The organism is Streptomyces sp. NPDC058052, from assembly GCF_042885515.1.
Lineage (GTDB): Bacteria > Actinomycetota > Actinomycetes > Streptomycetales > Streptomycetaceae > Streptomyces.
The window spans coordinates 129893-150515 of record NZ_JBHVRX010000015.1; the positions used below are offsets into that span (position 1 = coordinate 129893).

Below are 20623 nucleotides of genomic sequence, written 5' to 3' on the forward strand. Positions count from 1 at the left end.
CGCCCGGAGCGCGGCCGTCAGGGCGTGGACGGGTCCCGGAGGGCGGCGAGCAGGCCGCGGAGGGCGGGGCGGCCCGCCGACGTCTCCCGGACGGCCGCGTGGATCACCCGGACCGGCTCCGGGCCCCGCACCTTGCGTACGACGACTCCGGGGTGACGGTTGGCCAGACCCATGGCAGGGACGAGGCTGATCCCGAGGCCGGCGGCGACGAAGCCCTGCGCGGTGGCGTAGTCCTCGCTGTCCACCACGAAGTCCGGGCTGAAGCCCGCCGCGGCGCAGCTGTCGACCACGGTGTCCAGGCAGGGGCCCGGACCGTCGCCGCGGACCCAGGGCACGTCGGCGAGGTCGCTCAGGTCGAGGACGCGTTTCGCGGCGAGCCGGTGCCCGGCGGGCAGGACGGCGCGGTAGGGGTCGTCGAGCAGGTGGACGAAGCGGATGCCCTCGTACCGCCGGTCGCGCGGCCGGACCACGACGGCGAGGTCGGCCCGGCCTTCCGTCACCTCGGCCAGCGGGTCCTGGGGGTCGGTCATCCTGAGGTCGACCCGGATGCCGGGGTGGTCCTGCCGGAAGCGCGCGAGCGCGGGCGCCACGAGGGTGGCGCCCGCCGTGGCGAAGTAGCGGATCGACAGCAGCCCCGTGCGGCCGGCCCGCAGGTCCGTGAGGGCGCTCTCCGCCTCGGCGACCTGTCTGCTGATGACGGCCGCGTGCTCGCTGAGCAACTGGCCGGCCTCCGTGGGCCGGACGCCGCGGCCGACCCGTTCCAGCAGCGGGATCCCGGCCTGCTTCTCCAGCGCTGCCACCTGCTGGCTGACCGCGGAGGGGGTGTACCCCAGGTTCGCGGCCGCCACGGTGATCGAGCCGCTGGTGACGACCGCGCGGAGGACCTGCATACGCCGCACATCGAGCATGTAGCCGAGCTTAAAGGTCGCGGAGAACTTTTCGCTTGTCCTGTTGTGATCCGGCGGGCAGATTCGTAGCCGACCGATCGAGCCGGGAGGCGGATGATGAGGGACGGCCGACATGGCCCACTGGTACGGGTGGCCGGACTCGCGTTGCTGTGGGGATCGGCGTTCCTGTGGATCAAGCTGGCGCTCGACAGCGGATTGACACCCTTTCAGATCGCCTTCGTCCGGTCCGCCCTCGGCGCGGCGGTCCTCCTCGTCCTGGCGCGGGGAGCGCGCCAGCGTCTTCCGCGGGACCGTCGAACGTGGGGCCACCTCGTCGTGGCCGCCTTCTTCTGCAACGCCCTGCCGTTCCTCCTCTTCGGCATCGGCGAGCAGACCGTCGACTCCGGGCTCGCCGGCGTGCTGCACGCGACGACTCCGCTCTGGTCCGTGCTGATCGGCGCGGTCGTCGGGACGGAGCGGGGGATCCGTCCGGTGCGGCTGGGCGGACTGCTGCTCGGATTCGCCGGCACGCTGGTGATCTTCGCCCCCTGGCAGGCCGCCGGGGTACTGAGCGGGGGCGCGCTCGCCCTGCTCGCGGCCTCGGCGAGCTACGCCGTCGGGTTCGCCTACATGGGAAGCCGGCTGACCGGCCGGGGAACCCCTCCCCTGGCCCTCTCGGCGGCCCAGCTGATCGCCGCCGCGGCGCTCACCGCGCCGGGAGTGTCGGCCGGCGGCACGGTGTCCGTGGACCTCGGCCTGCGGGCGGTGCTCGCCGTCTCCGTCCTCGGGATCTGCAGCACCGGATTCACCTTCTACCTCAGCTACCGGCTCATCGCGGACGAGGGAGCCACGAGCGCGGCCACCGTCGGGTACCTCCTGCCGGTCGTCTCCGTGGCGCTGGGGGCGATCGTCCTCGACGAGGAGCTCGGCCTGCGGGTCGTCGCGGGGGCGGCCGTCGTGCTCGCCGGTGTCGCGGCGACCCGGTGGCGGGCCCGCCCTCCGTCGCCCGCGGGCACGGCGGACACGGCCGGGCTCGGCGCCACGGGGAAGTGAGCCCGATGCGACACCGCCCCCGGCCCCCCGGCCCGTGGCCCGGTCGCCCGGTCGTCCGGTCGTCCGGTCGTCCGGTCGTCCGGTCGTCCGGTCGTCCGCGGAAGGCTCGACGCGACCCGAATCCCCTTGGCGCATACGTGACTTCCGTACGCTGTTCACCGCGTCCGCCCTCCGCCGGCTCGGCACCAACACCTGCTACGTCGCCGTGCCCCTCATCGCCGTGTCCGCGCTCGACGCCGGTCCCGGGAGCGGCGGCCTGGCCCGGTGGGCTCCCGCCTGTCAGCTGTTCTCCGACGCCGGCGCGCAGAGCGTGCTGCCGCAGCTGGTCGGCCGGGACGGCCTCGTACCCGCCGACGCCGCGGTGGTGAGCCTCGTCGCCGCGGGCAGCGTCGCCGGACGGGGCGCGGGCGGGGCGCTCGTCCACCTGCTCACGGCACCCGTGGCCGCGGCCTGCCCGGCAGCGCCTCCCTCGCCCTGACGGAGGCGGGTGAACCCGTCCGGCCCGCCCGGTCTCGCCGGGACGGCTTCGCGTCCGTCGCCGCGGGCGCTCACAGCCCCATCTGGAGGGGTCGCGCGGGCACTCCCTCCGCGATGAGCCTGCCCAGGGGGCCGGCGAGGTCACGCGGGCCGAAGAGGTCCGGGCCCGGGTAGCCGGCGATCTCCGGCAGGCGCCACCATCGGAATCCCGTGATGTTCTCCGCGAGCAGCTCGGCGCGCGAGAGCGCCCCGTCCGGATCGAAGGCCGTGGTGCGGACGAGGAAGTAGTCCTGGACGGCTCCGTCGTACCCCCGCACGTAGCCGGGCTCCACGACCCGCCGGTGCCACACATGGGGCGGCTCCCCTTCGAGGACGAGGCCGTCCTCCTCCCGCAGTTCGCGGCGGAGGGCCTCGTACGGGGTCTCACCCGGCTCGACGCCTCCGCCCGGGGTGGCCCAGACGGACCTCTCGGGGAGAGCGAATCTGCACAGCAGGACGCGGTCCTCCTCGTCGAGGACGATCGCACGCACCGAGTGACGCAGGTTCAGCGGGGCCATCCCTCCAGCCTAGGCGCCGCCGTCGGTGGGCGTACGCCTGCGAGGGCGCGGTGTCAGGTTCGCGCCCTCGCAGGCTGTCCGAGGGGCCGCCGCCTAAGCGGTGGCGGTGGTGGAGGTGATGCGGCGGATCGCCTCGCTCGTCACCTCGCGGGCGTGGGGCTCCGGGTCGAGGGCCCGGTGGAGGGTCAGGCCCTCGATGAGGGCGTCGAGCTGGCGGGCGGTCCCGGCGTCGAAGTGCCGTTCGAGGAGGTGGCGGCTGCGGGCCATCCAGGTCCGGGTGAGGGCCCGGTACTCGGGGCGGCGGGCGGCGAGGGTGTACAGCTCCTGGGTCAGGACGAGGTCGCGCTGCGGCCCGTCGGAGATCGCGTGCACGAGGTCGACGATGGCCTCCCGCGCCTGCTCGGGGCCCACCACGCCGTCCAGGTGCTGGTCGAAGACGGTGACGATGTGGTCGGCGAAGCGGGTGAACGCCTCGCGGAGCAGGTCGTCGATGCCGGTGAAGTGGTAGGTCATCGAGCCCAGCGGCACGCCCGCGCGTGCGGCGATCTTCCGGTGGGAGACGCCCGCGACCCCCTCGGCCGCGATGTGGTCGAGCGTGGCGGCGAGGATGCGCTCCCGCCGCTGCGGGTCGGTGTGCCCGGTGGCCATGGGGCGTGTTCCTAGAGGTCGCGGACGGGGCGGGCGGGGTTGCCGACGGCGACGACGTTCGCGGGGATGTCCTTGGTGACGACCGCGCCGGCGCCGATGACGCTGTTGTCGCCGATGGTCACACCGGGACAGACGATGACACCGCCGCCGAGCCAGACGTTGTCCCCCAGGGTGATCGGGAGCGCCGCTTCCAGCTTGTCACGCCGGGGCTGGGGCTCCAGGGGGTGGGTGGGGGTGAGGAGCTGGACGTTCGGACCGATCTGACAGTCCTCACCGATCGTGATCGCCGCGACGTCCAGCGCCGTCAGGTGGTAGTTGACGAAGGTGCGCGCCCCGATGGTGATGTTGCTGCCGTAGTCGACGTACAGCGGCGGACGCACCTCGACGTCCTCCCCCACCGAGCCGAGCAGCTCCCCGAGGACCGCCCGCGCCTCGCCGGGCCCCTCCAGGAAGACGGCCTGGTAGCGCGCGGCCAGCCGCATCGCGCGCCGCTGGCGCTCCGCGATCTGGGGGTCGTCGGCGATGTAGAGGTCGCCCGCCCGCATGCGCTCCAGCTGGGTGCGCGGGTCGTCCGCGAAGTAGTCGGTCACCATGCGTACGACCGTACACCCCGGAAGGTACGTTCGTACACTCACCTCGCTCGCGGCTGCCCGGTCGGTCGGACGGGGCCTCGGCCGGAACGGGACGCCCGCTCGCGCGTCCGACGCTCCGGCGCTCCGGATAGGCTCGTCGGCATGCAGAACCGCGTTCCGTTCGACGAGGGGCCGCTCTCCGCCGTGGGCGTACCCGAGCAGTCCGAACTCCTCGACAGCAGTCCGCGGTCACGGGTGTGGCGGGTGAGGCTGGCCGACCGGCGGCTCGTGATCGTCAAGCAGATCACCGACGCCGGGGACGCGGGCGCCGACGCGAGCGCGCGCTTCGCGCGGGAGGTCACCGGGCTGCGCCTGGCGGGACGGGCCGCCGGACCCGCCGTGGCCCCCGCGGTGCTCGCGACCGACCCGTCCTCCCGGACGATGGTCCTCGAGCACGTGGACGACCTCGGCAGGACGGACGACTGGCTGCCGGGGTACGCCGAGTCGCTCGCCCGGCTCCACGCCCTGACGGGTCCCGCCGACGCCGGCGCGCTCCCGGCCTGGCCGGGGCCGACGGCCGGCGACGCGGAGTCCTTCCTCGCCCTGGCCAGGGCGCTCGACGTGCCCGTTCCGCCCAGGGTTCCCCATGAACTGGCCGGTCTCCTGGAGCGGCTGGACCCGACCCCGCACCACGCGCTGCTGCACGGCGACCCCTGCCCCGGCAACGACCTGCGCACCGCCGAGGGCGTCCGCTTCGTCGACTTCGAGCGGGCCTCGCTCGGCAACGGCCTGGTCGAACTCGCCTACCTCCGCATCGGCTTCCCCACCTGCTGGTGCGCCCTGTCGGTCACCGGGGCCCCGCTCACGGAGGTCGAGGACGTCTACCGGACCACCTGGCGCGGCCTCACCGGCAAGGACGTCCCCGGTGACCTCGCCGACGCGTGCGCCGGCTGGCTGATCCAGGGCGACGCACTCGTGGAACGGGCCCATCGCGGAACGGTCGACCAGCTCGCCCGGGTGGTCACCGAGGACTTCACGTGGGGCCACGCCTCCGCCCGCGAGCGGCTCGTCCACCGTCTGAACGCGGTCGCCGGCATGACCCGCGGCCACGACCACCTGCACGCCCTCGGCCGCCTCTGCTCCGCCCTGGCCGACCGCCTGCTCGAACAGCGGCCCCGGCCGCGCCCCCTGCCCACGCCCGACGCCCGCCCCTGGTTCTGAGGCGCGGAGCCGAAGTACGGGCGGCGACGGGTCCGGCGTAGCACTCCTGGAGAGCCCAGGAACCCACCTGCCCAGGGGGAGTCGTCGATGACCGTTCGCCGTGTGGTGCCCAACGTCCGGACGTCGGCCGTGCGGGAGAACCGGGAGTTCTACGGCCTGCTCGGGTTCGAGGAGGTCATGAACCACGGCTGGATCATGACGCTGGCCTCCTCGTCCAGCCCGGCGGCCCAGGTCAGTTTCATGGCCGCCGACAAGACCGCCCCGGTCGCACCCGACATGAGTGTCGAGGTCGAGGACGTGGACGCGGCGTACGAGGCCGTACGGAAGAGCGGCGCGGAGATCGTGCACCCCTTGCAGGACGAGGAGTGGGGAGTGCGCCGGTTCTTCGTCCGGGACCCGAACGGCCGGGTGATCAACGTGCTGGGCCACCGCTGACGACCACCCGGCTTCGCCCGGAGGCGGGCCGGGGTCAGGCGCTGATGCCGACGGAGGAGACGTAGGCGTAGGCGTTGTCGTCGGAGTCGAGGTCGGTGATGACGTCGTCCCCGATCTCGTCGAGGGCGCCGGCGTCCTTGCGGGCCCAGGCGCGCATTCGGTACGCGGAACTCGTATGAGCCACCGGGGTCGTGCCGACGGGCTCCCCGAGCCGTTCACCCGCGCCGGTACCTGGCGGCCATGGTGTGGAACACCTTCTTCGGCTCCCAGCGCGTCTCGTCGAGCATCCGGACGACGCCGTAGGAGCCGAGGTCCCGCTCCCCCGGCCTGCTGTAGCCGGCGAAGGTGAACCAGAGCGCGGTGTCCACGCCTTCCTCCTCGAAGACGTCGAGGAGTTCGGTGAGGTAGCGCGCCTGCTCGTCCTCGTCCAGGATCGCGCCGGGCGGCACCTGCCAGGCCATGCCACCGCGGTCCCCCGCGCCCCGGTACGCGCACGTCCCGAACTCGGTCACGGCGACGGGCTTTCCATGGGCGCGGTGCCGGCGCAGCTCGTCCCGGAAGCCGTCGGCGTTGAAGGAGGCCCGGTAGGCGTCGACGCCGACGAGGTCGAAGGGGCCCCAGTCGACGGACTCCCAGGGGGCCGAGGCGTAGGTGACCGGCCCGCCGAAGTGCGTACGGACGGTGGCGGCGGTCCGGGAGAGGAACGCGTCGAGGCGCTCCCGCATCGGCCCGAGGGAGGACCACCACGCGAGGTCGGCCGCGGCCATGGTCCGCAGGCGGTCGCCGTAGGTGGCGCCCGGGAGGAATCCTCCGCAGAACGCGCTGATCTCGCAGCCGGCGACGAAGACCACGTCGGCGCCGGTCTCCCGCACGGCTTCGACCCGCCGGGCGCAGTCGGCGAAGAACGGGAGCAGCCGGTCGGGTGGAAGGTCCACGGGGAAGGGGGCGAACCAGACCTCCAGGCCCGCGTCCGCGGCATGCCGGGCGGCGGTGCTCAGCCGTTCGGGCTCGCGTCCGGAGATGCGCACGGCGTCGCAGTGGAGTGTCCCGGAGATCACGTCCATGTCGTGCCGGACCGTCTCGGGGGTGAAGCTCTTGCGGGAGAGTTCTTCTCCCGGGAGGAATCCGGTGTCGTAGTTGATGCCCCGTGCGCGCACGTCATGTCCCTTCGCTCGAACGTCGTCCCGCCCCCGTCGCAGGTCGCCGGCGCACCGGCGCACCGGCGCACCGGGGGGCCTCGGCCCGCCGGGGGCGCGACGCCTGCGAGGAGGCGCCGCGCCCACGCTCATCCCGAGGCGGTGATCCGGACCGGGAGTGTCACCGGGAGGCCGGGTCCAGCCAGGGCCGACGTCCCGGTCCGGTCGGGTGGGTGCCGGTGACGGCCATGACCACCGAGTACAGGCTGGTCTCCGCGGTGATGAAGAGGCGGTTGCGCTTGGCGCCGCCCCAGGAGATGTTGGCGACCGCCTCGGGGACGTTCAGGCGTCCGATCAGGGTGCCGTCGGGGTCGTAGCAGTGCACGCCGTCGTCCATCGCGGCGACCCAGAGACGGCCGCCGTCGTCGAAGCGGATGTTGTCGAAACGCGCCTTCGCGCGGGCCCCGGCCTCGGCGAAGACCTTCCCCTCGGACAGGGTGCCCGCGTCGTGCACGTCGAAGACCCGGATGAACCCGGCGCGGGTGTCGGAGACGAAGAGCTGCCGCTCGTCGGGCGAGAAGACCAGCCCGTTCGGCGCGCCGAAGCCGTCGGCGACCAGACGCACTTCGCCGGTGGCCGGATCGATCCGGTAGACGTTGTTGGAGCCGATCTCGCTCTCGGCGACGTATCCCTCGTAGTCACTGGTGATGCCGAAGTCCGGGTCGGAGAACCAGATGGAGCCGTCGGACTTCACGGTCGCGTCGTTCGGGCTGTTCAGGCGCTTGCCCTGCCAGCGGTCGGCCAGGACGGTGACGGTGCCGTCGTGTTCGGTCCGGGTCACCCGCCGGTTGCCCTGCTCGCAGGTGATCAGCCGGCCCTCGCGGTCGAGGGTGTTGCCGTTGGTGTGTCCGGCGGAGCGGCGGAAGACGGCGACGGCGCCGGTCTCCTCGTCCCACCGCAGCATCCGGTCGTTGGGGATGTCGCTCCAGACCAGCTGCCGCCAGGCGGGCAGGTAGACCGGCCCCTCGGCCCAGCGGCACCCGGTGAACAGGACCTCCAGCGCGTCGTCACCGTTCATGCACCGCCCGGTGCGGAACCGGTCGTCGAACATCTCGTACAGCCCGGGGCGCTCACTGCTCACAGGGGTCACTCCTCACGAAAGACACCGTCGCCGAATGAGAATCGGCCTGAGGCAGACATTGCAAGATGAGATATTGTCTGCGCAAGCAGATTCCGAATGGAGAGTTGTGGATCACATCGATCGCGCCCTGCTGGCCCAGCTCCAGCAGGACGCCACCCAGTCCTACGCCGCACTGGGACAGGCCGTCGGCCTGTCCGCCGGCGCCGCCCACGAGCGGGTGCGCAAGCTGCGCGAGCGCGGCGCCGTCCGGCGCACCACCGTCGAGGTGGACCCGGCCGCCGTGGGCAGCGCCGTCCTGGCCTACGTGATGGTCGACTCGACGTCCTGGATGGGTGATTCGGCGCAGGACTTCGCGGCGCTCCCCGAGATCCTGGAGGCGCACGTCATCGCCGGCAGCGCCTCGGTGCTGGTGAAGGTCAGGACCGCGACCACCGAGCAACTGCAGGACGTGCTGCGCCGGATCTACGCCATCGACGGCGTGAGCGGCACCCAGGCCACGGTGGTCCTCGAGACCTTCTTCGAGCGGCCGCTCTCCCCCCTGCTCACCGATCGGGCGTGAGCCTCCCCGCACCTTCCCGGCGGTCACGCCGGGCGCGACACCGGGCCCCTGTCCGCCCGGTGTGGCGGTCGGGCCGGCCGGTCCGGTCAGGGCGAGCGCGGGAGCCGGTTCTCCGCGCCCTGCCGCGCGGTGAGCCCGTGCCCGTTCCGCGCGGAGCCGCTGCCGAGCGGCCGGGCCGACGCCCAGATGGCCCAAGAGCGCGCGGAGCGCGGTGACGATGCCCTCGCTCGTCAGCACCACGGCCCCGACCGCCATGACCTGACCGGCCATCGGCACGACCGCGCCCCTGCGTGGCAGGCGGACCGACAGGTGCGCGATCTCCGGCCCCGCGAACGCCGAGGTCGCCCGGAATCGTGTGTCAGGCGGGATCCGGGAAGGTGAGGACGATCTTCCCGGTGGTGCGCCCCGTCTCGCCGAGCGCGTGCGCCTCGGCCGCGTCCGCGAGCGGGAAGACGGCCTCGATGTGGGCGCGCAGGGAGCCGGCGGCGACGAGGTCCGCGACGGCGTTCATGCCGGCGTGATCGGCCTCGACGAGGAGCGTCTCGACGCGGATCCGGCGGGCCGCGGCCTTCGCCGCCTCGTTCGGGTCGCCCCCCGGCAGGAGCGAGACGAGGACGCCGCCCGGCCGCAGGACGTCGAGGGAGCGGGCGCGGGTGTCGCCCGACACGGGATCGAGCACCATGTCGACGTCCTGGACGACGTCGCGGAAGTCGGTCGTGCGGTAGTCGACGACTTCGTCGGCACCGAAGGACCGGACGACGTCGTGCTTCGGGGAGCCGGCCGTGCCGATCACGTACGCCCCGCGCGACTTGGCGATCTGGACCGCCAGGTGGCCGACCCCGCCAGCGGCCGCGTGGACGAGGACGCGCTGTCCGGCGGTGACCGCGGCGGTCTCGACGACCGCCTGGTAGGCGGTGAGGGCGGCGAGCGGCAGAGCGCCCGCCTGGACGTGGTCGATGCCGGCGGGCTTGTGCGCGAAGGCGCGGGCGGGACCCGTCGCGTACTCGGCGTGGGAGCCGACGCCGTTCGGGTAGGGCAGCATCCCGAAGACCTCGTCGCCCGGCTTGAACAGGGTGACGCCGAAGCCGACGGCCTCGACGACGCCGGACACGTCCCAGCCGAGGACGAGCGGCATCCGGTCGAGGAAGAGGCCGGCGGCGCGGTGCTTCCAGTCGGTCGGATTCAACCCGGCCGCACGCACGGCGACGAGGATCCGGCCCGGGCCGGGAACGGGCCTCGGCAGGACGACCTCCTTCAGCACCTCGGGGGTGCCGTGGGTGTCCTGGCTGATGGCGCGCATGGTGGTGGGGTTCGTCATGTGCTCCAGCCTCGCCCGGCACCCCGACTCCGTACCATGGCGTGAATGCCATCTTCCGACGGGATCATGCCATGCGTGTTCATCGTGTCGTCGTCCTCGCCCTGGACGGGGCGTACCCGTTCGAACTCGGCATCCCCAGCCGGATCTTCGGCGCGCTCCTGGACCGGTACGAGGTCATGACCTGCTCCGTCGACGGCGGCCCCGTCCTCACCAACGCCGATTTCTCGGTCAGCGTGGGGCACGGCCCCGAGGCGCTCGCGACGGCGGACACGGTCCTGCTGCCGCCCTTCGACATCTCCCGGCTCTCACGCGAACTGCCGCCGCGCGTGGGCGAGGCGCTCGCGGCCGTACGGCCCGGGACGCGGTTGGTGTCGATCTGCACGGGCGCCTTCGTCCTGGCCGCGGCGGGGCTGCTCGACGGACGGCCCGCGACCACCCACTGGGCCATCGCCGACGTGTTCACGTCCTGGTACCCCCAGGTGGCGATGGACCCTGACGTGCTGTTCGTGGACGACGGAGACATCCTGACCTCGGCGGGCGCCGCCTCGTGCGTCGACGTCTGCCTGCACCTCGTACGGCGGGACCACGGCACCGCCGTCGCCAACCACGTGGCCAGGGCCTGCGTCGTGCCGCCGTGGCGGGAGGGCGGCCAGGCCCAGTACGTGGACTATCCGGTGCCCTCCGCGTCCGCGAACGGCACCGCGGCCACCCGCCAGTGGGCCCTGGAGAACCTGCAGCGCCCCCTGCCGCTGACCGAGCTCGCGGAGCACGCCCGGATGAGCCTGCGCACCTTCGCGCGCCGGTTCAACGAGGAGGTCGGGACGAGCCCCGGCCGCTGGCTGATCCAGCAGCGCGTGGCCCGGGCCAAGCACCTCCTGGAGACCACCGACCTCGCCGTCGACGACATCGCCGGGCAGGTCGGGTTCGCCACCGGCACCTCGCTGCGCGAACACCTCCACTCCGCCGTCGGCGTCTCACCGCTCGCGTACCGGCGCGCTTTCCGGGGGACCGCCTCCACGGGCTGACGGACGGCGCGGGCGAGCTCGGGCGGGCAGACGACGCACGCGGGTGGAGACGGCTGAGGACCATGCCGCCGGTCTCGTCGCTCGCGCCTCCCGCGGAGGTACGAGCGACGAGACCGGCGGCATGGCCGTTCCATCGGTTCCCGGCCGAAGTCCCGCGGGCTTCCTAGCCGTTGACGATCTTGTCGTAGCGCAGGGCGACGTAGCCCGAGGCGGCGTGGCCAGCGATGCGGCCGTCGGTGCCGCCGTCGAGGTAGTCCTGACCGCGCATCATGTCGTCGTTCGGGTTGGACTCGTGGATGTACGAGAACTTGCCGGCCGCCTTGTCGACCCACTTCTCGAAGAGCACCACGTGACCGTCCTGGGTGTTCAGCGCGTCTCCGGGCTGGAGGTCGGACTTGGCGATGGTGGCGCTGACGCTCGGCAGGCTGTAGGTGGTGTAGCTGCTGCTCGCGTGCCAGGCCATGGAGACGAAGCCGGAGCAGTCGGTGCGGTAGGTGTGGTCGCCGTCGGGGTCGGTGGCGTACGCACTCTGGCTGTAGGGGATGTCGCGGTCGAGCCAGTTCACGGCGCGGCTGACGACCTCGCCGCGGGTGATCTGCCCGCCCCTGGTGGAGGGGGTGGACGGCGGGGTCGACGGCGCCTGGTAGGTGCAGTCGTTGGCGAAGGCGGACAGCAGGGTCTGCGACCAGCCGCTCGCGTCGACCGGGTCGTCGAGGTGGTAGGCGATGTCGGTGCCCTTGCCGTCGGTGGGGTCGACGTCGTGGTACCAGTACATGCCGCTGTTCGTGCGGCCGTAGTAGAGGCCGCCGCCGGGCGAGACCAGGCTGTCGACCCCCGACCAGCCGGAGGGCTTGAGGTCCGAGCGCTCCCAGTCCCCGACGCCGTTGATCTGGTACGAGAGCAGCTTGCCGTCGGAGGTGGTGGCCACGAGGACGTCGTCGCCCGCCGCGGCGAGGGTCTTGAGGACGAAGCCCTCGTCGATCACCACGTGTTGGGCGATGTGGGCCGGTCCGGCGGGCTTGGCCTGGGAGACGTTGTAGCGGTGGAGCTGGCCGGCGACCGTGCCGTAGAGGTGGCCGGCACCGTCGTACGTCATCTTGTCGAAGGTCCAGCCGCTCTCCCAGATCCTGGTGACTCCGGCGAGGGCCAGGGCGTTGTCGTTGGTCTGGACGTCGACGCGGTACAGCTCGCCGGCGGTCGACGTCACGAGGACCGTGTTGAAGTTGAGGGTGGCCATCGCCTTGGGCGTGAACCCGAGGTCCGGACCGATCAGCGTCTTGACCCGGTCACCGGTGTTGGGGGCTATCGCCGTGTAGGTGAGGCGTCCGTCGGCGAGCGTGCCGTAGATCGAGACGTTTCCGCCGCAGACGGCGGCGGCCTGGGCCGGTGCCGCCGGGCCGAGAGCGACCAGGCCGAGGGACGAGGCGGCCACGGCGAAACCGACGGCGAGACGGAGAGCGCGGGACGACGGGAACATGGGTCCTCCGGATTCGGGCAGCCCGGACGTACGCACGTCGGGCCGGGGGAAGCAAAGGGGAGGTGCGGGGAAGGCGGAGAGCGACGACCGGGCACACAGGCGCGGGCGGTCGATCGGGTACGAGGGGGCGCGGGCCGCGGCGATCGGCGGACCGCGGCGCTCAGTACCAGTTGTTGTTCAGGAAGTGGGTCCAGGCGGCGCACGGCGTGCCGTACCGGCCGTCGATGTAGGAGAGTCCCCACTTGATCTGGGTGAGGGGATTGGTCCGCCAGTCGTCCCCGAACGCCTCCATCTTGGAGCCGGGCAGGGCCTGGGGGATGCCGTAGGCGGTGGAGCTAGGGTTGTCGGCCCAGTAGCGCCAGCCGCTCTCCCTGGTCCAGAGCTGGTCCAGGCAGCTCCACTGGGCGGAGCTGTTCCAGACGCCGCCGTCGTGCTTGTTCATCAGATCGCGGCCGGCCGCCTTCACGGCGGGGATGTCGGTGCCGTCGAGCGGGTCGGAGCTGGTGGTGCAGGTGAACGTCCCGGGCTGCGCGGACAGCAACGCCTGCGTCCAGCCACCGGTGTTGACGGGCGTGTCGTTGTGGTAGGCGATGTCGCCGCCGGAACCGTCGGCCGGGTCGGCGTCCTTGTACCAGTACATCGCTCCCGTGGTGGCGATACGGCCGTAGTAGAGGCCGCCACCCGGCGACACCACCTGGTCGAAGGCGGACCACCCCGAGGTCTTGAGGTCGTCCCGCTTCCAGCCGCCGTCACTGTCGATCTTGTACGAGTAGAGGGCGCCGGCCGCGGTGGTGGCGAGCAGCCGGTCGTCGCCGGCGGCGGTGAGGGTCTTCAGGACGAAACCGCCGCCGATCTCCTTGCGCTGGCCGATGTGGGCCGACCCGGTCGGCTTGGGCTGGGAGACCAGGTACTGGAGGAGTACGCCCCCGGCCGTGCCGTAGAGGTGGCCGTGTCCGTCGTACGTGAGCTTGTCATGGGTCCAGCCGCTGTCGAAGAGCTTGACGGGCGGGCGTTCCAGGACGAGGGACGTGTTGTTGGTGAGCACGTCGAGGCGGTAGAGCGCGCCGGTGGTCGACGTGACGAGGACGGTGTTGAAGTTGAGGGTGGCCATCGCCTGGGGCTCGAACCCCAGGTCCGCCCCGATCACGACCTTCTTCAGCTCGCCCGTGGCGGGCGTGATGGTGCTGAAGGTGAGGCGGCCGTCGGGGAGGATGCCGTAGATCGAGGCCGTTCCACTGCAGGTGGTCGCCGCCTGTGCCGTCGGCGCGGCGCCCACGGTCACGGCGGTGAGCAGTCCGGCCCCGAGGGCGCCGGAGAGAGCGGCGATCGTGGTCGTGCGGGCGGCCTGCCGGAGAGTGGTCGTCACTGTGTTCCTTCTGGAGAGATCCGCGGGGATGGGGCGGGGGCGGAACAGGTGGGAATGCGGGTACGAGTACGGGTCCGGGGTGCGGGGTTCGGGTCCGGGGTCCGGGCGCTCGTACGGGAACGGGCTCCGGCGCGGGGACGGGCCAGGTGCGGGTGGGCGTCCGGTACGGAACGGGCCAGGTGCGGGACGGCGTCAGGTGCTCGGTGGCGTCAGGCCGGCCTCGGGGCACGCGCGTGGGCGGCCTCCGTCAGCGCGGGGGTGCGGCGGTGCGATAGCCGTGGACCCGCAGGGAGGCGCGGGCGCCGTCGAGGAGGGCGCGGGCCTGGTCGAGGGCGGCCGCTTCCGAGGCCGCGCGCAGGAAGAGATAGACGTACACGCCGTCGTCCGAGGCTCGGGCACGGACGTGCTCGAGTCCGTTCGCCGGAGCCGCGTGGGCCCAGATGAGGTCGGAGAGGAGTGCGAGCACGGCGGGGAGGGCGGGGCCGTGGTCCGGGCCTTCGAGGGAAGCCCGGATGACGCGCACGCCGCTCAGTCCCCGTCGACGCTGTCGCCGGAGGACGTAGGCGCCGTGTCCCAGCTGATGCTGCCGCCCTCACCGTCACCGGAAGAGGACGGGGCGGTGTCCCAGCTGATGCTGTCGTCGCCGGAGGAGGCCGGCGCCGTGTCCCAGCTGATGCTGCCGCCCTCACCGTCACCGGAGGGAGCCGGCGTGGTGTCCCGGCTGATGCTGTCGTCGGACGCGCTGACGCGGTGCCGGGCGATGTCTCCCCCGGAGGCGGCGGCCGCCGGGGAGGCCGCGACGACGGCGCCGATGCCGACGACGGCGCAGAGGACGGCGGCGACGGCGGCCGAGCGGGTGGTGCGGGGTGAGCCGGCGGTGCGGAACATGGGAATCCCCCTGGTCGAGAGTCGTTGAGCGATGCCTTCGGTGCGATGGGCCGCGCTGCGTACGGTTCCGGACCGACCTCGCGGTACTGGTCCGGATGGGGACTACCGCCCCGCCGTTCCGGTGTTCACAATGCTGCTGTCCCCGCCACGGGTGGGGAAGGAGATCCGCCTGTCACCAAGCGGTCTGGCACGTTGGTGTCAGACCGCGTCCGCGATCGCGGGCAGGGGGCGCGGCGGACGGCCGGAGCACAGCTGGGGGGCTGGGGCATGCTGCAGGCACTGGGACTCGGGGCCGCCGTGGAGGCGGTGTACCGGGGGATGCTCGCCGATCCCTCGGGAGGGATCGCCGAGTTGAGCACGCGCCTCGGACTCACGGAGACGCAGGTCCGCGGCGGCCTGGACCAGCTCGCCGACCTCGGTCTGCTCAAGCCGTCACGGGACAGTCCCGGTGCCCTCCGGGCGGTGCGACCGGAGCTGGGACTGGAGGTGCTCCTGCGCCGTCAGGAGCAAGAACTCGCGCGGCAGCAGCAGGAGTTGGAGCAGAGCAGGGCCGCCGCGGCGCAGGTGGTCTCCGAGTTCGCGGAGCTGCGTCCGAACACCGAGGTCGACGGCGCGGAGCGGCTCGTGGGGATGGACGCCATCCAGGACCGGCTCGAACAGCTCGCCCACGGACTGACGCGGGAATGCCTGGCGATCCTGCCGGGCGGCGCACTGTCGGAGGGAAGCATGGAGGCATCGCGCCCGCTGGACCGACGGGCGCTCGCCCGCGGCATCGAGATGTGCTCGGTGTACCAGGACAGCGCCCGGAACGATCCGGCCACCCTGGCCTATGCCCGGTGGCTGACCGAGCAGGGCGGCCAGGTGCGCACCAGCCCGCTGCTCCCGCCGCGCCTGCTGGTGTTCGACCGCACGGTCGCGGTCGTCCCCATCGACCCCGACAACTCCCGTACGGGCGCGCTGTGCACCCGCGCACCCGGCATCGTCGCGTCCCTGGTCACCCTGTTCGAGCAGACGTGGGAGGCCGCCGTCCCCCTCGGAGCGGACCGCCCCCGCGCCACCGACACGCGGCCCACCGCACCCGAACTCGAACTGCTGAGACTCCTGGCCTCGGGCATGACCGACGAGGCGGCGAGCAAACGTCTCGGAGTCTCGCTGCGCACCGTCCGACGGCAGATGGCCGCGCTGATGGAACGCCTGCACGCCACCAGCCGCTTCGAGGCGGGCCTCAAGGCGGCACGGGAAGGCTGGCTCTGAACCGCAGGCGGAAGCGGCGGCGAGGAGCGTGAACGGCTGCGCGAACGACTGCGGGAGCGGCGGCAACTCCCCTGACGCAGAACGCCGTTCGTGACACGGTTTGGCACACCGTCCTCAGGCGGGGCGTGGCAGGATCACGGTCATGACTCTCAGCGTTCCCCGCCTGCGGATCGGCTCGACCGAGATCATCGCGCTCTCCGACGCGGAGGGCCCCTTCTTCTCCCCGCGCGCCGAGGCGTTCCCCGGGGCCACGGCCGCGCAGTGGGCCGAGGCCGACCGGTACGACCCGGGCGCGGTCGACGCCGAGGGCAGGTGGCGGCTGCAGTTCCGCGCGTACGCCGTCCGGAACGACAAGGGGCTGACCGTCGTGGACGCGGGGATCGGTCCCGCGGACAGTCCGGCCGGCTCGTGGGCGCCCGTCCCCGGGGTGCTCCCCGCATCGCTCGCGGCCGCTGGCATCGATCCGGCCGAGGTCGACACCGTGGTGCTCACCCATCTGCACACCGACCACGTCGGATGGGCGGTCGTGACCGAGGCGGCCGTCCCCTCGTCAGCCGGCGTGGCGGACAGCCGTGCCGCCTCCGGCGGTCGCCGGCCCTTCTTTCCGAACGCCGCCTACCTGCTCCAACGGGCCGAGTTCGACGCCCTCGACGCGCTCAACCCGATGCTGCGCGAGACCCTCACCGACCCGCTCGCGGCCGCGGGCCGGCTCCGGCTCCTCGACGGCGACACGCCGCTGCGCACCGGACGCGCGGTCGCCACGCCCGGTCACACGCCCGGGCACATGAGCGTCGTGGTCACCGACGGACGGGAACAGGCTCTCATCACCGGCGACCTCCTGGTCCACGCGCTCCAGGTGCTCCACCCCGAGCTCGCCTATGCGCACGAGGCCGACCCCGAGGCGGCCAGGCAGTCGAGGAAGCGCCTGCTCGACCACGCGCCGGACGTCACCCTGCACCTGGCGGCGCCCCATCTCACGGAGCCGTTCCTCTCGGTGTGATCGTGGCCCTCACGGCGGCGCCGCGGGACGGGCTCGCGAACCTCAGACGGGCTTGCGCCACACGGAGATGTGCTTCGCGGAGTCCTGGGTGAACGGAGCCCCGTCCCAGTCCGCGACACGGCGTTCCAGCTCCAGACCGGCGAGCCGTGCCATCAGGTCGAGCTCCGCGGGCCAGGCGTACCGGTGCCGGGAGTTCCCGCGGCGGTAGCGGCCGTCGTCGCCGTCCCGGGTGAAGTGGTGCGAGACGAGAATCTGCTCGACCAGGTCGAAGGTGTCGAAGCCGAGATGGCCCTCGGACACGTCGAACGGCACCGCGACCTGGCCGGGCGGCAGGAACCGCAGCGGCGGCACACCCAGCTCGATGACGAATCGGCCGCCGGGCTCCAGATGGCGTGCGGCGTTGCGGAAGCACTCGACCTGCTCGTCCTGGGTGAGCAGGTTCGTGATGGTGTTGTAGACGAGATAGACCAGGGCGAACTCACCGGGAACGACCGTGGTGGCCATGTCCCCGATGACCACCGGGATCCTCTCCTCGTCGGCCTTGCGCCGCAGCACCGCCGCCATGTGCTCGGACAGTTCGATCCCGGCCACCGGCACGCCGCGTTCCCGGAGCGGGACTGCTACCCGTCCGGTTCCGATGGCGAACTCCAGTGCCCTTCCGTCTCCGGCGAGTTCGGCGAGGAAGGCGAGAGTCGGCCCGAGAACGGCAGCCGAGGACAGCTCGGCCTCCTCGGCGTCGTAGCGGTCGGCGGTCGCACGTGTCCAGAGTTCGCTGCTCGTCACGGTCGGCCACTGTGCCGGGTGACGAGGGGCGCTGTCGACGTATTTACGCGCTCCGCGGCGCGGCGTCCACCGCCCGGCGAGGGGTCCGGCCGGCTGCGCGGCAGGGCCTCCGCGCGCCGCCGGGGCCGCTGCGCGATCAGTCCGGTCGACCGGGGCGGATCGCGGCCTCGATGCCGGCGAGGTGGGCGGCGAGGATCTCCTCGAACGCGGCGCGGCGGTCCACTCCGAGGGGACGGACGTCGCGGGCGAAGTGGGCCAGGGCCGGGAAGCGCTCGGGGTCGGCGCCGAGGACCGCGACGCGGAACAGCTCCATGCCCTGGTCGTACTCCTCCGGGGTGATGGTGCGGACCCCGGCCTCGGAGGCGATCAGCGCGGCGACGAGGACCGCGAGCCGGTGGTAGCGCGCCGGGATCTCCTCGTCGGGCAGCCCCGACGCACGGAGGGCCTGCAGCACCTCCTCCATGACCAGCCGGGAGCCGGCGCCGCCGGACGCGTACCGTCCCCAGACCGCGGCGAGCTGGGGCTGCCGGCCGAACGCCTCCCTCACCCGCAGGGACAGGGCCGTGATGCGCTGCTTCCAGTCGCCCTCGGCCCGGTAGCCGTCCATGGAGGCCAGGAGGATCCGGTCGGCCACCGCGCGCAGCAGTTCCGTCTTGTTGCGGAAGTGCCGGTAGAGGCTGGAGGAATCGGTCCCGAGGGTCGCCGCGAGCTTGCGCACGCTGAACGACTCCGCGTCGCTCGTGCGCAGCAACTCGGCTGCCGTATCCAGGATCTCGTCGGTCGACCAACGCCTTCGACCTGCCATTTCGCCCCTCTCGTCGAGGCTCATTCTAACCATGCACTTGGTGTTGCACGCACCGCGTGCATAATGAGGACATGAGCGTGCCGAGCGACCCGGCAGCAAGGGGTCGACGTGCCACGCGTGCCCTGTCACCCCGGGGGCGGGCGACCTCCATGGAGCTCCCCCGGGCGATGCGAAAGGACGCATGTCGTGAGGAAGTCACTGGATCCGGCGGCGCTGGACGCCGCCATCGAGAACGTCCACCGCGCGGGAATGCCGGGCCTGTTCGCCGAGGTCCGGGACGGCGACCAGGTGTGGCGCGGCGCCGCCGGAGTCGCCGACGTCACCACCCGTCGCCCCGTCACCACCGCCATGCGGCACCGGGTCGGCAGCATCACGAAGACGTTCACCGCCGCCGCGGTGCTGCAGCAGGCCGAGGCCGGCCGCATCGGTCTCGACACTCCGATCGCGCGGTACCTGCCGGGGCTGGTTCCCGGGGGGCGCGGAGACGCGATCACCGTCCGGATGCTGGTCAGCCACACCAGCGGCCTCGCCGAGTACTTCCCGTACGCCTACCCCTCCCTCAAGGCGTTCCCCGCGCTCGCGGACACCGGGCCCCAGAGCCTGGACGACCACCGGTTCACGCGCTTCGACCCTGCCGAACTGATCGAGATGGGGGTGACGGCGCCCGCCGTCGGCACGCCGGGCGGCACGCCCGGGGTGTACTCGAACACCAACTACCTGCTCCTCACCCGTCTCCTGGAACAGACGACCGGCACCACGGCCGAGCGGTACATCACGCGGAACGTCATCGAGCGCGCCGGGCTCCGGGACACCGCGTTCCCCACCGGACCGGAGATCGACGGCCCCCACTCGGAGATGTACGAGGCGTGGTTCGGCATGATCGACCCGCCGCGCGACTACAGCGTCTACGACATGTCCTGGGTGGGTCCGTCGGCCTCGCTGATATCGACGGTCACGGACCTCAACCTCTTCTTCCGCAAGCTCCTGGCCGGCGAGATCGTCAGCCGGTCGTCCCTGGAGCAGATGCGGCACACCGTCCCCGTCGTCTCCCAGGAGGGGAAGACGGGCGACTACGGCCTCGGCCTCTACCCGATGAGGGAACCCGGGCAGGACACCTTCTGGGGCCACGGCGGCACGGTCTGGGGCGCCGGTGCGCTGGCCATGATCCGCGCCGACGGCCGGCGGCAGATGGCCGTCGCCGTGAACCTCCAGAGGTGGAACGACCTCGACGCGTCCGGCACGCCGCAGCCCCACCCCATCGACGAGGCGCTCGCGGCCCTGCACCGCGTGGCGATGTACGGCTGACCGGGCCGCGGAGAGCCAGGCCGCGCGGGCCGTCGCCCGCTCGGCCGCCCTGCCGCCGCCGGCCGGTGCGCCGACCGGGTGCGCCGGCCGGGCGGGCCCTCCCCGCCCATGACCACTCGCCGCACGACCACCCCTGCATTCGCCTCAGGAAGGACAGCCCCGCATGACTGTCGAACGGATCGGCCTCTTCGGTTCCTTGGTCCACCTTCAGGCCGACGGCCAGGTGAGCACCGAGCAGCCCTCGGCGGACACCGAACTGGAGCGGGACGGCTGGCTCCTGATGGTCGCCCACGCGCGGACCGACGCCGACGTCCACGGCGACCACTGGGAGATCCACGAGGAGGCGGACGAGTTCGTCTCCTGCCTCACCGGCGGCATCCGCATCGTCCTCCGTCCCGAACGGCCGGGTGACGAAGAGGAAGTGATCGAACTGACCGCCGGATCCGCCGCCGTCGTACCGCGCGGTCGCTGGCACCGCCTCGCCCTGGACGCCCCCAGCGACCTGCTGGCCGTCACGCTCCCCCGCGGTACCCGCGAGGAGAAGTGGACCGAAGGCTAGGTCGCGTCCGTAAAGCCGGTGACGCGTCGCTCTGTTCGTGGTGCGTCGCCCGCGTCGTCGCAGACAAGGGCCACTCGGCTCGCAGGATCCGCGCCTGCCTGCGACGACGCGGGATCGCCGCGGCGAAGCCCGCCGCCGCCTCGACGAAGCCGCCTAC

Annotated in this window: 24 protein-coding genes; 10 read left to right on the top strand and 14 right to left on the bottom strand. The window is 72.6% G+C overall.

Going from position 1 to position 20623, the window contains the following annotated elements; translation table 11 throughout:
- Positions 1 to 17 precede the first annotated feature (17 nt).
- Positions 18 to 908 (bottom strand): LysR substrate-binding domain-containing protein, encoded by an 891-nt coding sequence (locus tag ACFVU3_RS21635; protein WP_390068386.1) that lies wholly within the window; start codon positions 906 to 908, stop codon positions 18 to 20.
- A gap of 96 nt (positions 909 to 1004) precedes the next feature.
- Between ACFVU3_RS21635 and ACFVU3_RS21640 the strand changes: the two genes are divergently transcribed.
- Entirely contained in the window at positions 1005 to 1940 is a 936-nt protein-coding gene (locus ACFVU3_RS21640; RefSeq protein ID WP_390068387.1) for a DMT family transporter, read from the top strand.
- A gap of 205 nt (positions 1941 to 2145) precedes the next feature.
- Positions 2146 to 2418, top strand: coding sequence for a hypothetical protein (locus ACFVU3_RS21645; protein WP_390068389.1), 273 nt, complete (start codon positions 2146 to 2148; stop codon positions 2416 to 2418).
- Positions 2419 to 2488: 70 nt separating this feature from the next.
- Here the strand turns inward: ACFVU3_RS21645 and ACFVU3_RS21650 are convergent, their stop codons facing one another.
- The 3 genes from ACFVU3_RS21650 to ACFVU3_RS21660 form a co-directional block, all read right to left on the bottom strand.
- Entirely contained in the window at positions 2489 to 2974 is a 486-nt protein-coding gene (locus tag ACFVU3_RS21650; protein WP_390068391.1) for an NUDIX hydrolase, read from the bottom strand.
- A 93-nt stretch (positions 2975 to 3067) separates the two neighbouring features.
- The gene (locus ACFVU3_RS21655) at positions 3068 to 3622 is read right to left on the bottom strand and encodes a TetR/AcrR family transcriptional regulator (RefSeq protein WP_390068393.1); all 555 of its coding nucleotides are present in this window, start codon (positions 3620 to 3622) and stop codon (positions 3068 to 3070) included.
- A gap of 11 nt (positions 3623 to 3633) precedes the next feature.
- Positions 3634 to 4215 carry a sugar O-acetyltransferase gene (locus ACFVU3_RS21660; protein ID WP_390068394.1) on the bottom strand — a complete coding sequence of 194 codons (582 nt, stop codon included), beginning with the start codon at positions 4213 to 4215 and terminating at the stop codon, positions 3634 to 3636.
- A gap of 141 nt (positions 4216 to 4356) precedes the next feature.
- On the opposite strand from ACFVU3_RS21660, the gene ACFVU3_RS21665 reads away from it, so the two are divergent.
- Together ACFVU3_RS21665 and ACFVU3_RS21670 are read left to right on the top strand one after the other, a co-directional pair.
- Positions 4357 to 5415 (top strand): phosphotransferase family protein, encoded by a 1059-nt coding sequence (locus ACFVU3_RS21665; protein ID WP_390068396.1) that lies wholly within the window; start codon positions 4357 to 4359, stop codon positions 5413 to 5415.
- A gap of 87 nt (positions 5416 to 5502) precedes the next feature.
- Positions 5503 to 5850 carry a VOC family protein gene (locus tag ACFVU3_RS21670; RefSeq protein ID WP_390068397.1) on the top strand — a complete coding sequence of 116 codons (348 nt, stop codon included), beginning with the start codon at positions 5503 to 5505 and terminating at the stop codon, positions 5848 to 5850.
- A 34-nt stretch (positions 5851 to 5884) separates the two neighbouring features.
- Here the strand turns inward: ACFVU3_RS21670 and ACFVU3_RS21675 are convergent, their stop codons facing one another.
- The 3 genes from ACFVU3_RS21675 to ACFVU3_RS21685 all read right to left on the bottom strand — a co-directional run bounded on the left by ACFVU3_RS21675 (position 5885) and on the right by ACFVU3_RS21685 (position 8097).
- Complete coding sequence (locus ACFVU3_RS21675; RefSeq protein ID WP_390068399.1) at positions 5885 to 6007, bottom strand: hypothetical protein; 123 nt, start codon at positions 6005 to 6007, stop codon at positions 5885 to 5887.
- 58 nt (positions 6008 to 6065) lie between these two features.
- Entirely contained in the window at positions 6066 to 7007 is a 942-nt protein-coding gene (locus ACFVU3_RS21680; RefSeq protein WP_390068401.1) for a hypothetical protein, read from the bottom strand.
- Between the two features lie 160 nt (positions 7008 to 7167).
- Positions 7168 to 8097, bottom strand: coding sequence for an SMP-30/gluconolactonase/LRE family protein (locus ACFVU3_RS21685; protein ID WP_390068496.1), 930 nt, complete (start codon positions 8095 to 8097; stop codon positions 7168 to 7170).
- 136 nt (positions 8098 to 8233) lie between these two features.
- Between ACFVU3_RS21685 and ACFVU3_RS21690 the strand changes: the two genes are divergently transcribed.
- Positions 8234 to 8686, top strand: coding sequence for an Lrp/AsnC family transcriptional regulator (locus ACFVU3_RS21690; RefSeq protein WP_390068403.1), 453 nt, complete (start codon positions 8234 to 8236; stop codon positions 8684 to 8686).
- A 358-nt stretch (positions 8687 to 9044) separates the two neighbouring features.
- Here the strand turns inward: ACFVU3_RS21690 and ACFVU3_RS21695 are convergent, their stop codons facing one another.
- Positions 9045 to 9986 carry an NADP-dependent oxidoreductase gene (locus ACFVU3_RS21695; protein ID WP_390068498.1) on the bottom strand — a complete coding sequence of 314 codons (942 nt, stop codon included), beginning with the start codon at positions 9984 to 9986 and terminating at the stop codon, positions 9045 to 9047.
- Between the two features lie 89 nt (positions 9987 to 10075).
- On the opposite strand from ACFVU3_RS21695, the gene ACFVU3_RS21700 reads away from it, so the two are divergent.
- Entirely contained in the window at positions 10076 to 11029 is a 954-nt protein-coding gene (locus ACFVU3_RS21700; RefSeq protein WP_390068405.1) for a GlxA family transcriptional regulator, read from the top strand.
- 163 nt (positions 11030 to 11192) lie between these two features.
- On the opposite strand, the gene ACFVU3_RS21705 is transcribed toward ACFVU3_RS21700, so the two are convergent.
- The 4 genes from ACFVU3_RS21705 to ACFVU3_RS21720 all read right to left on the bottom strand — a co-directional run bounded on the left by ACFVU3_RS21705 (position 11193) and on the right by ACFVU3_RS21720 (position 14760).
- Entirely contained in the window at positions 11193 to 12506 is a 1314-nt protein-coding gene (locus tag ACFVU3_RS21705; protein ID WP_390068407.1) for a hypothetical protein, read from the bottom strand.
- 160 nt (positions 12507 to 12666) lie between these two features.
- Positions 12667 to 13872, bottom strand: coding sequence for a peptidase S1 and S6 (locus ACFVU3_RS21710; protein WP_390068409.1), 1206 nt, complete (start codon positions 13870 to 13872; stop codon positions 12667 to 12669).
- 247 nt (positions 13873 to 14119) lie between these two features.
- Positions 14120 to 14395 (bottom strand): hypothetical protein, encoded by a 276-nt coding sequence (locus tag ACFVU3_RS21715; RefSeq protein WP_390068411.1) that lies wholly within the window; start codon positions 14393 to 14395, stop codon positions 14120 to 14122.
- 5 nt (positions 14396 to 14400) lie between these two features.
- Positions 14401 to 14760: a hypothetical protein gene (locus ACFVU3_RS21720; RefSeq protein WP_390068413.1), complete on the bottom strand. Its 360-nt coding sequence runs from the start codon at positions 14758 to 14760 to the stop codon at positions 14401 to 14403.
- Between the two features lie 267 nt (positions 14761 to 15027).
- Between ACFVU3_RS21720 and ACFVU3_RS21725 the strand changes: the two genes are divergently transcribed.
- Together ACFVU3_RS21725 and ACFVU3_RS21730 are read left to right on the top strand one after the other, a co-directional pair.
- The gene (locus tag ACFVU3_RS21725) at positions 15028 to 16014 is read left to right on the top strand and encodes a LuxR C-terminal-related transcriptional regulator (RefSeq protein ID WP_390068414.1); all 987 of its coding nucleotides are present in this window, start codon (positions 15028 to 15030) and stop codon (positions 16012 to 16014) included.
- Positions 16015 to 16156: 142 nt separating this feature from the next.
- A complete protein-coding gene (locus ACFVU3_RS21730; RefSeq protein ID WP_390068416.1) occupies positions 16157 to 17014 on the top strand; it encodes an MBL fold metallo-hydrolase in 858 nt (285 codons plus the stop codon).
- 42 nt (positions 17015 to 17056) lie between these two features.
- Here ACFVU3_RS21730 and ACFVU3_RS21735 read toward each other — a convergent pair whose 3' ends face one another.
- Both ACFVU3_RS21735 and ACFVU3_RS21740 read right to left on the bottom strand, forming a co-directional pair.
- Positions 17057 to 17797 (bottom strand): class I SAM-dependent DNA methyltransferase, encoded by a 741-nt coding sequence (locus tag ACFVU3_RS21735; RefSeq protein ID WP_390068417.1) that lies wholly within the window; start codon positions 17795 to 17797, stop codon positions 17057 to 17059.
- A 136-nt stretch (positions 17798 to 17933) separates the two neighbouring features.
- Complete coding sequence (locus ACFVU3_RS21740) at positions 17934 to 18602, bottom strand: TetR/AcrR family transcriptional regulator (RefSeq protein WP_390068419.1); 669 nt, start codon at positions 18600 to 18602, stop codon at positions 17934 to 17936.
- 186 nt (positions 18603 to 18788) lie between these two features.
- Between ACFVU3_RS21740 and ACFVU3_RS21745 the strand changes: the two genes are divergently transcribed.
- Positions 18789 to 19907, top strand: coding sequence for a serine hydrolase domain-containing protein (locus ACFVU3_RS21745; protein ID WP_390068421.1), 1119 nt, complete (start codon positions 18789 to 18791; stop codon positions 19905 to 19907).
- Positions 19908 to 20070: 163 nt separating this feature from the next.
- Positions 20071 to 20466 carry a cupin gene (locus ACFVU3_RS21750; RefSeq protein ID WP_390068423.1) on the top strand — a complete coding sequence of 132 codons (396 nt, stop codon included), beginning with the start codon at positions 20071 to 20073 and terminating at the stop codon, positions 20464 to 20466.
- The last annotated feature ends 157 nt before the right edge of the window (positions 20467 to 20623 follow it).

Bases quoted from the DNA above. Each gene is read 5' to 3' on its own strand.
- ACFVU3_RS21635 (WP_390068386.1), bottom strand. From the start codon at position 908: ATGCTCGATGTGCGGCGTATGCAGGTCCTCCGCGCGGTCGTCACCAGC.
- ACFVU3_RS21640 (WP_390068387.1), top strand. From the start codon at position 1,005: ATGAGGGACGGCCGACATGGCCCACTGGTACGGGTGGCCGGACTCGCG.
- ACFVU3_RS21650 (WP_390068391.1), bottom strand. From the start codon at position 2,974: ATGGCCCCGCTGAACCTGCGTCACTCGGTGCGTGCGATCGTCCTCGAC.
- ACFVU3_RS21655 (WP_390068393.1), bottom strand. From the start codon at position 3,622: ATGGCCACCGGGCACACCGACCCGCAGCGGCGGGAGCGCATCCTCGCC.
- ACFVU3_RS21660 (WP_390068394.1), bottom strand. From the start codon at position 4,215: ATGGTGACCGACTACTTCGCGGACGACCCGCGCACCCAGCTGGAGCGC.
- ACFVU3_RS21665 (WP_390068396.1), top strand. From the start codon at position 4,357: ATGCAGAACCGCGTTCCGTTCGACGAGGGGCCGCTCTCCGCCGTGGGC.
- ACFVU3_RS21670 (WP_390068397.1), top strand. From the start codon at position 5,503: ATGACCGTTCGCCGTGTGGTGCCCAACGTCCGGACGTCGGCCGTGCGG.
- ACFVU3_RS21675 (WP_390068399.1), bottom strand. From the start codon at position 6,007: ATGCGCGCCTGGGCCCGCAAGGACGCCGGCGCCCTCGACGAGATCGGG.
- ACFVU3_RS21685 (WP_390068496.1), bottom strand. From the start codon at position 8,097: ATGTTCGACGACCGGTTCCGCACCGGGCGGTGCATGAACGGTGACGAC.
- ACFVU3_RS21695 (WP_390068498.1), bottom strand. From the start codon at position 9,986: ATGCGCGCCATCAGCCAGGACACCCACGGCACCCCCGAGGTGCTGAAG.
- ACFVU3_RS21700 (WP_390068405.1), top strand. From the start codon at position 10,076: ATGCGTGTTCATCGTGTCGTCGTCCTCGCCCTGGACGGGGCGTACCCG.
- ACFVU3_RS21705 (WP_390068407.1), bottom strand. From the start codon at position 12,506: ATGTTCCCGTCGTCCCGCGCTCTCCGTCTCGCCGTCGGTTTCGCCGTG.
- ACFVU3_RS21720 (WP_390068413.1), bottom strand. From the start codon at position 14,760: ATGTTCCGCACCGCCGGCTCACCCCGCACCACCCGCTCGGCCGCCGTC.
- ACFVU3_RS21725 (WP_390068414.1), top strand. From the start codon at position 15,028: ATGCTGCAGGCACTGGGACTCGGGGCCGCCGTGGAGGCGGTGTACCGG.
- ACFVU3_RS21730 (WP_390068416.1), top strand. From the start codon at position 16,157: ATGACTCTCAGCGTTCCCCGCCTGCGGATCGGCTCGACCGAGATCATC.
- ACFVU3_RS21740 (WP_390068419.1), bottom strand. From the start codon at position 18,602: ATGGCAGGTCGAAGGCGTTGGTCGACCGACGAGATCCTGGATACGGCA.
- ACFVU3_RS21750 (WP_390068423.1), top strand. From the start codon at position 20,071: ATGACTGTCGAACGGATCGGCCTCTTCGGTTCCTTGGTCCACCTTCAG.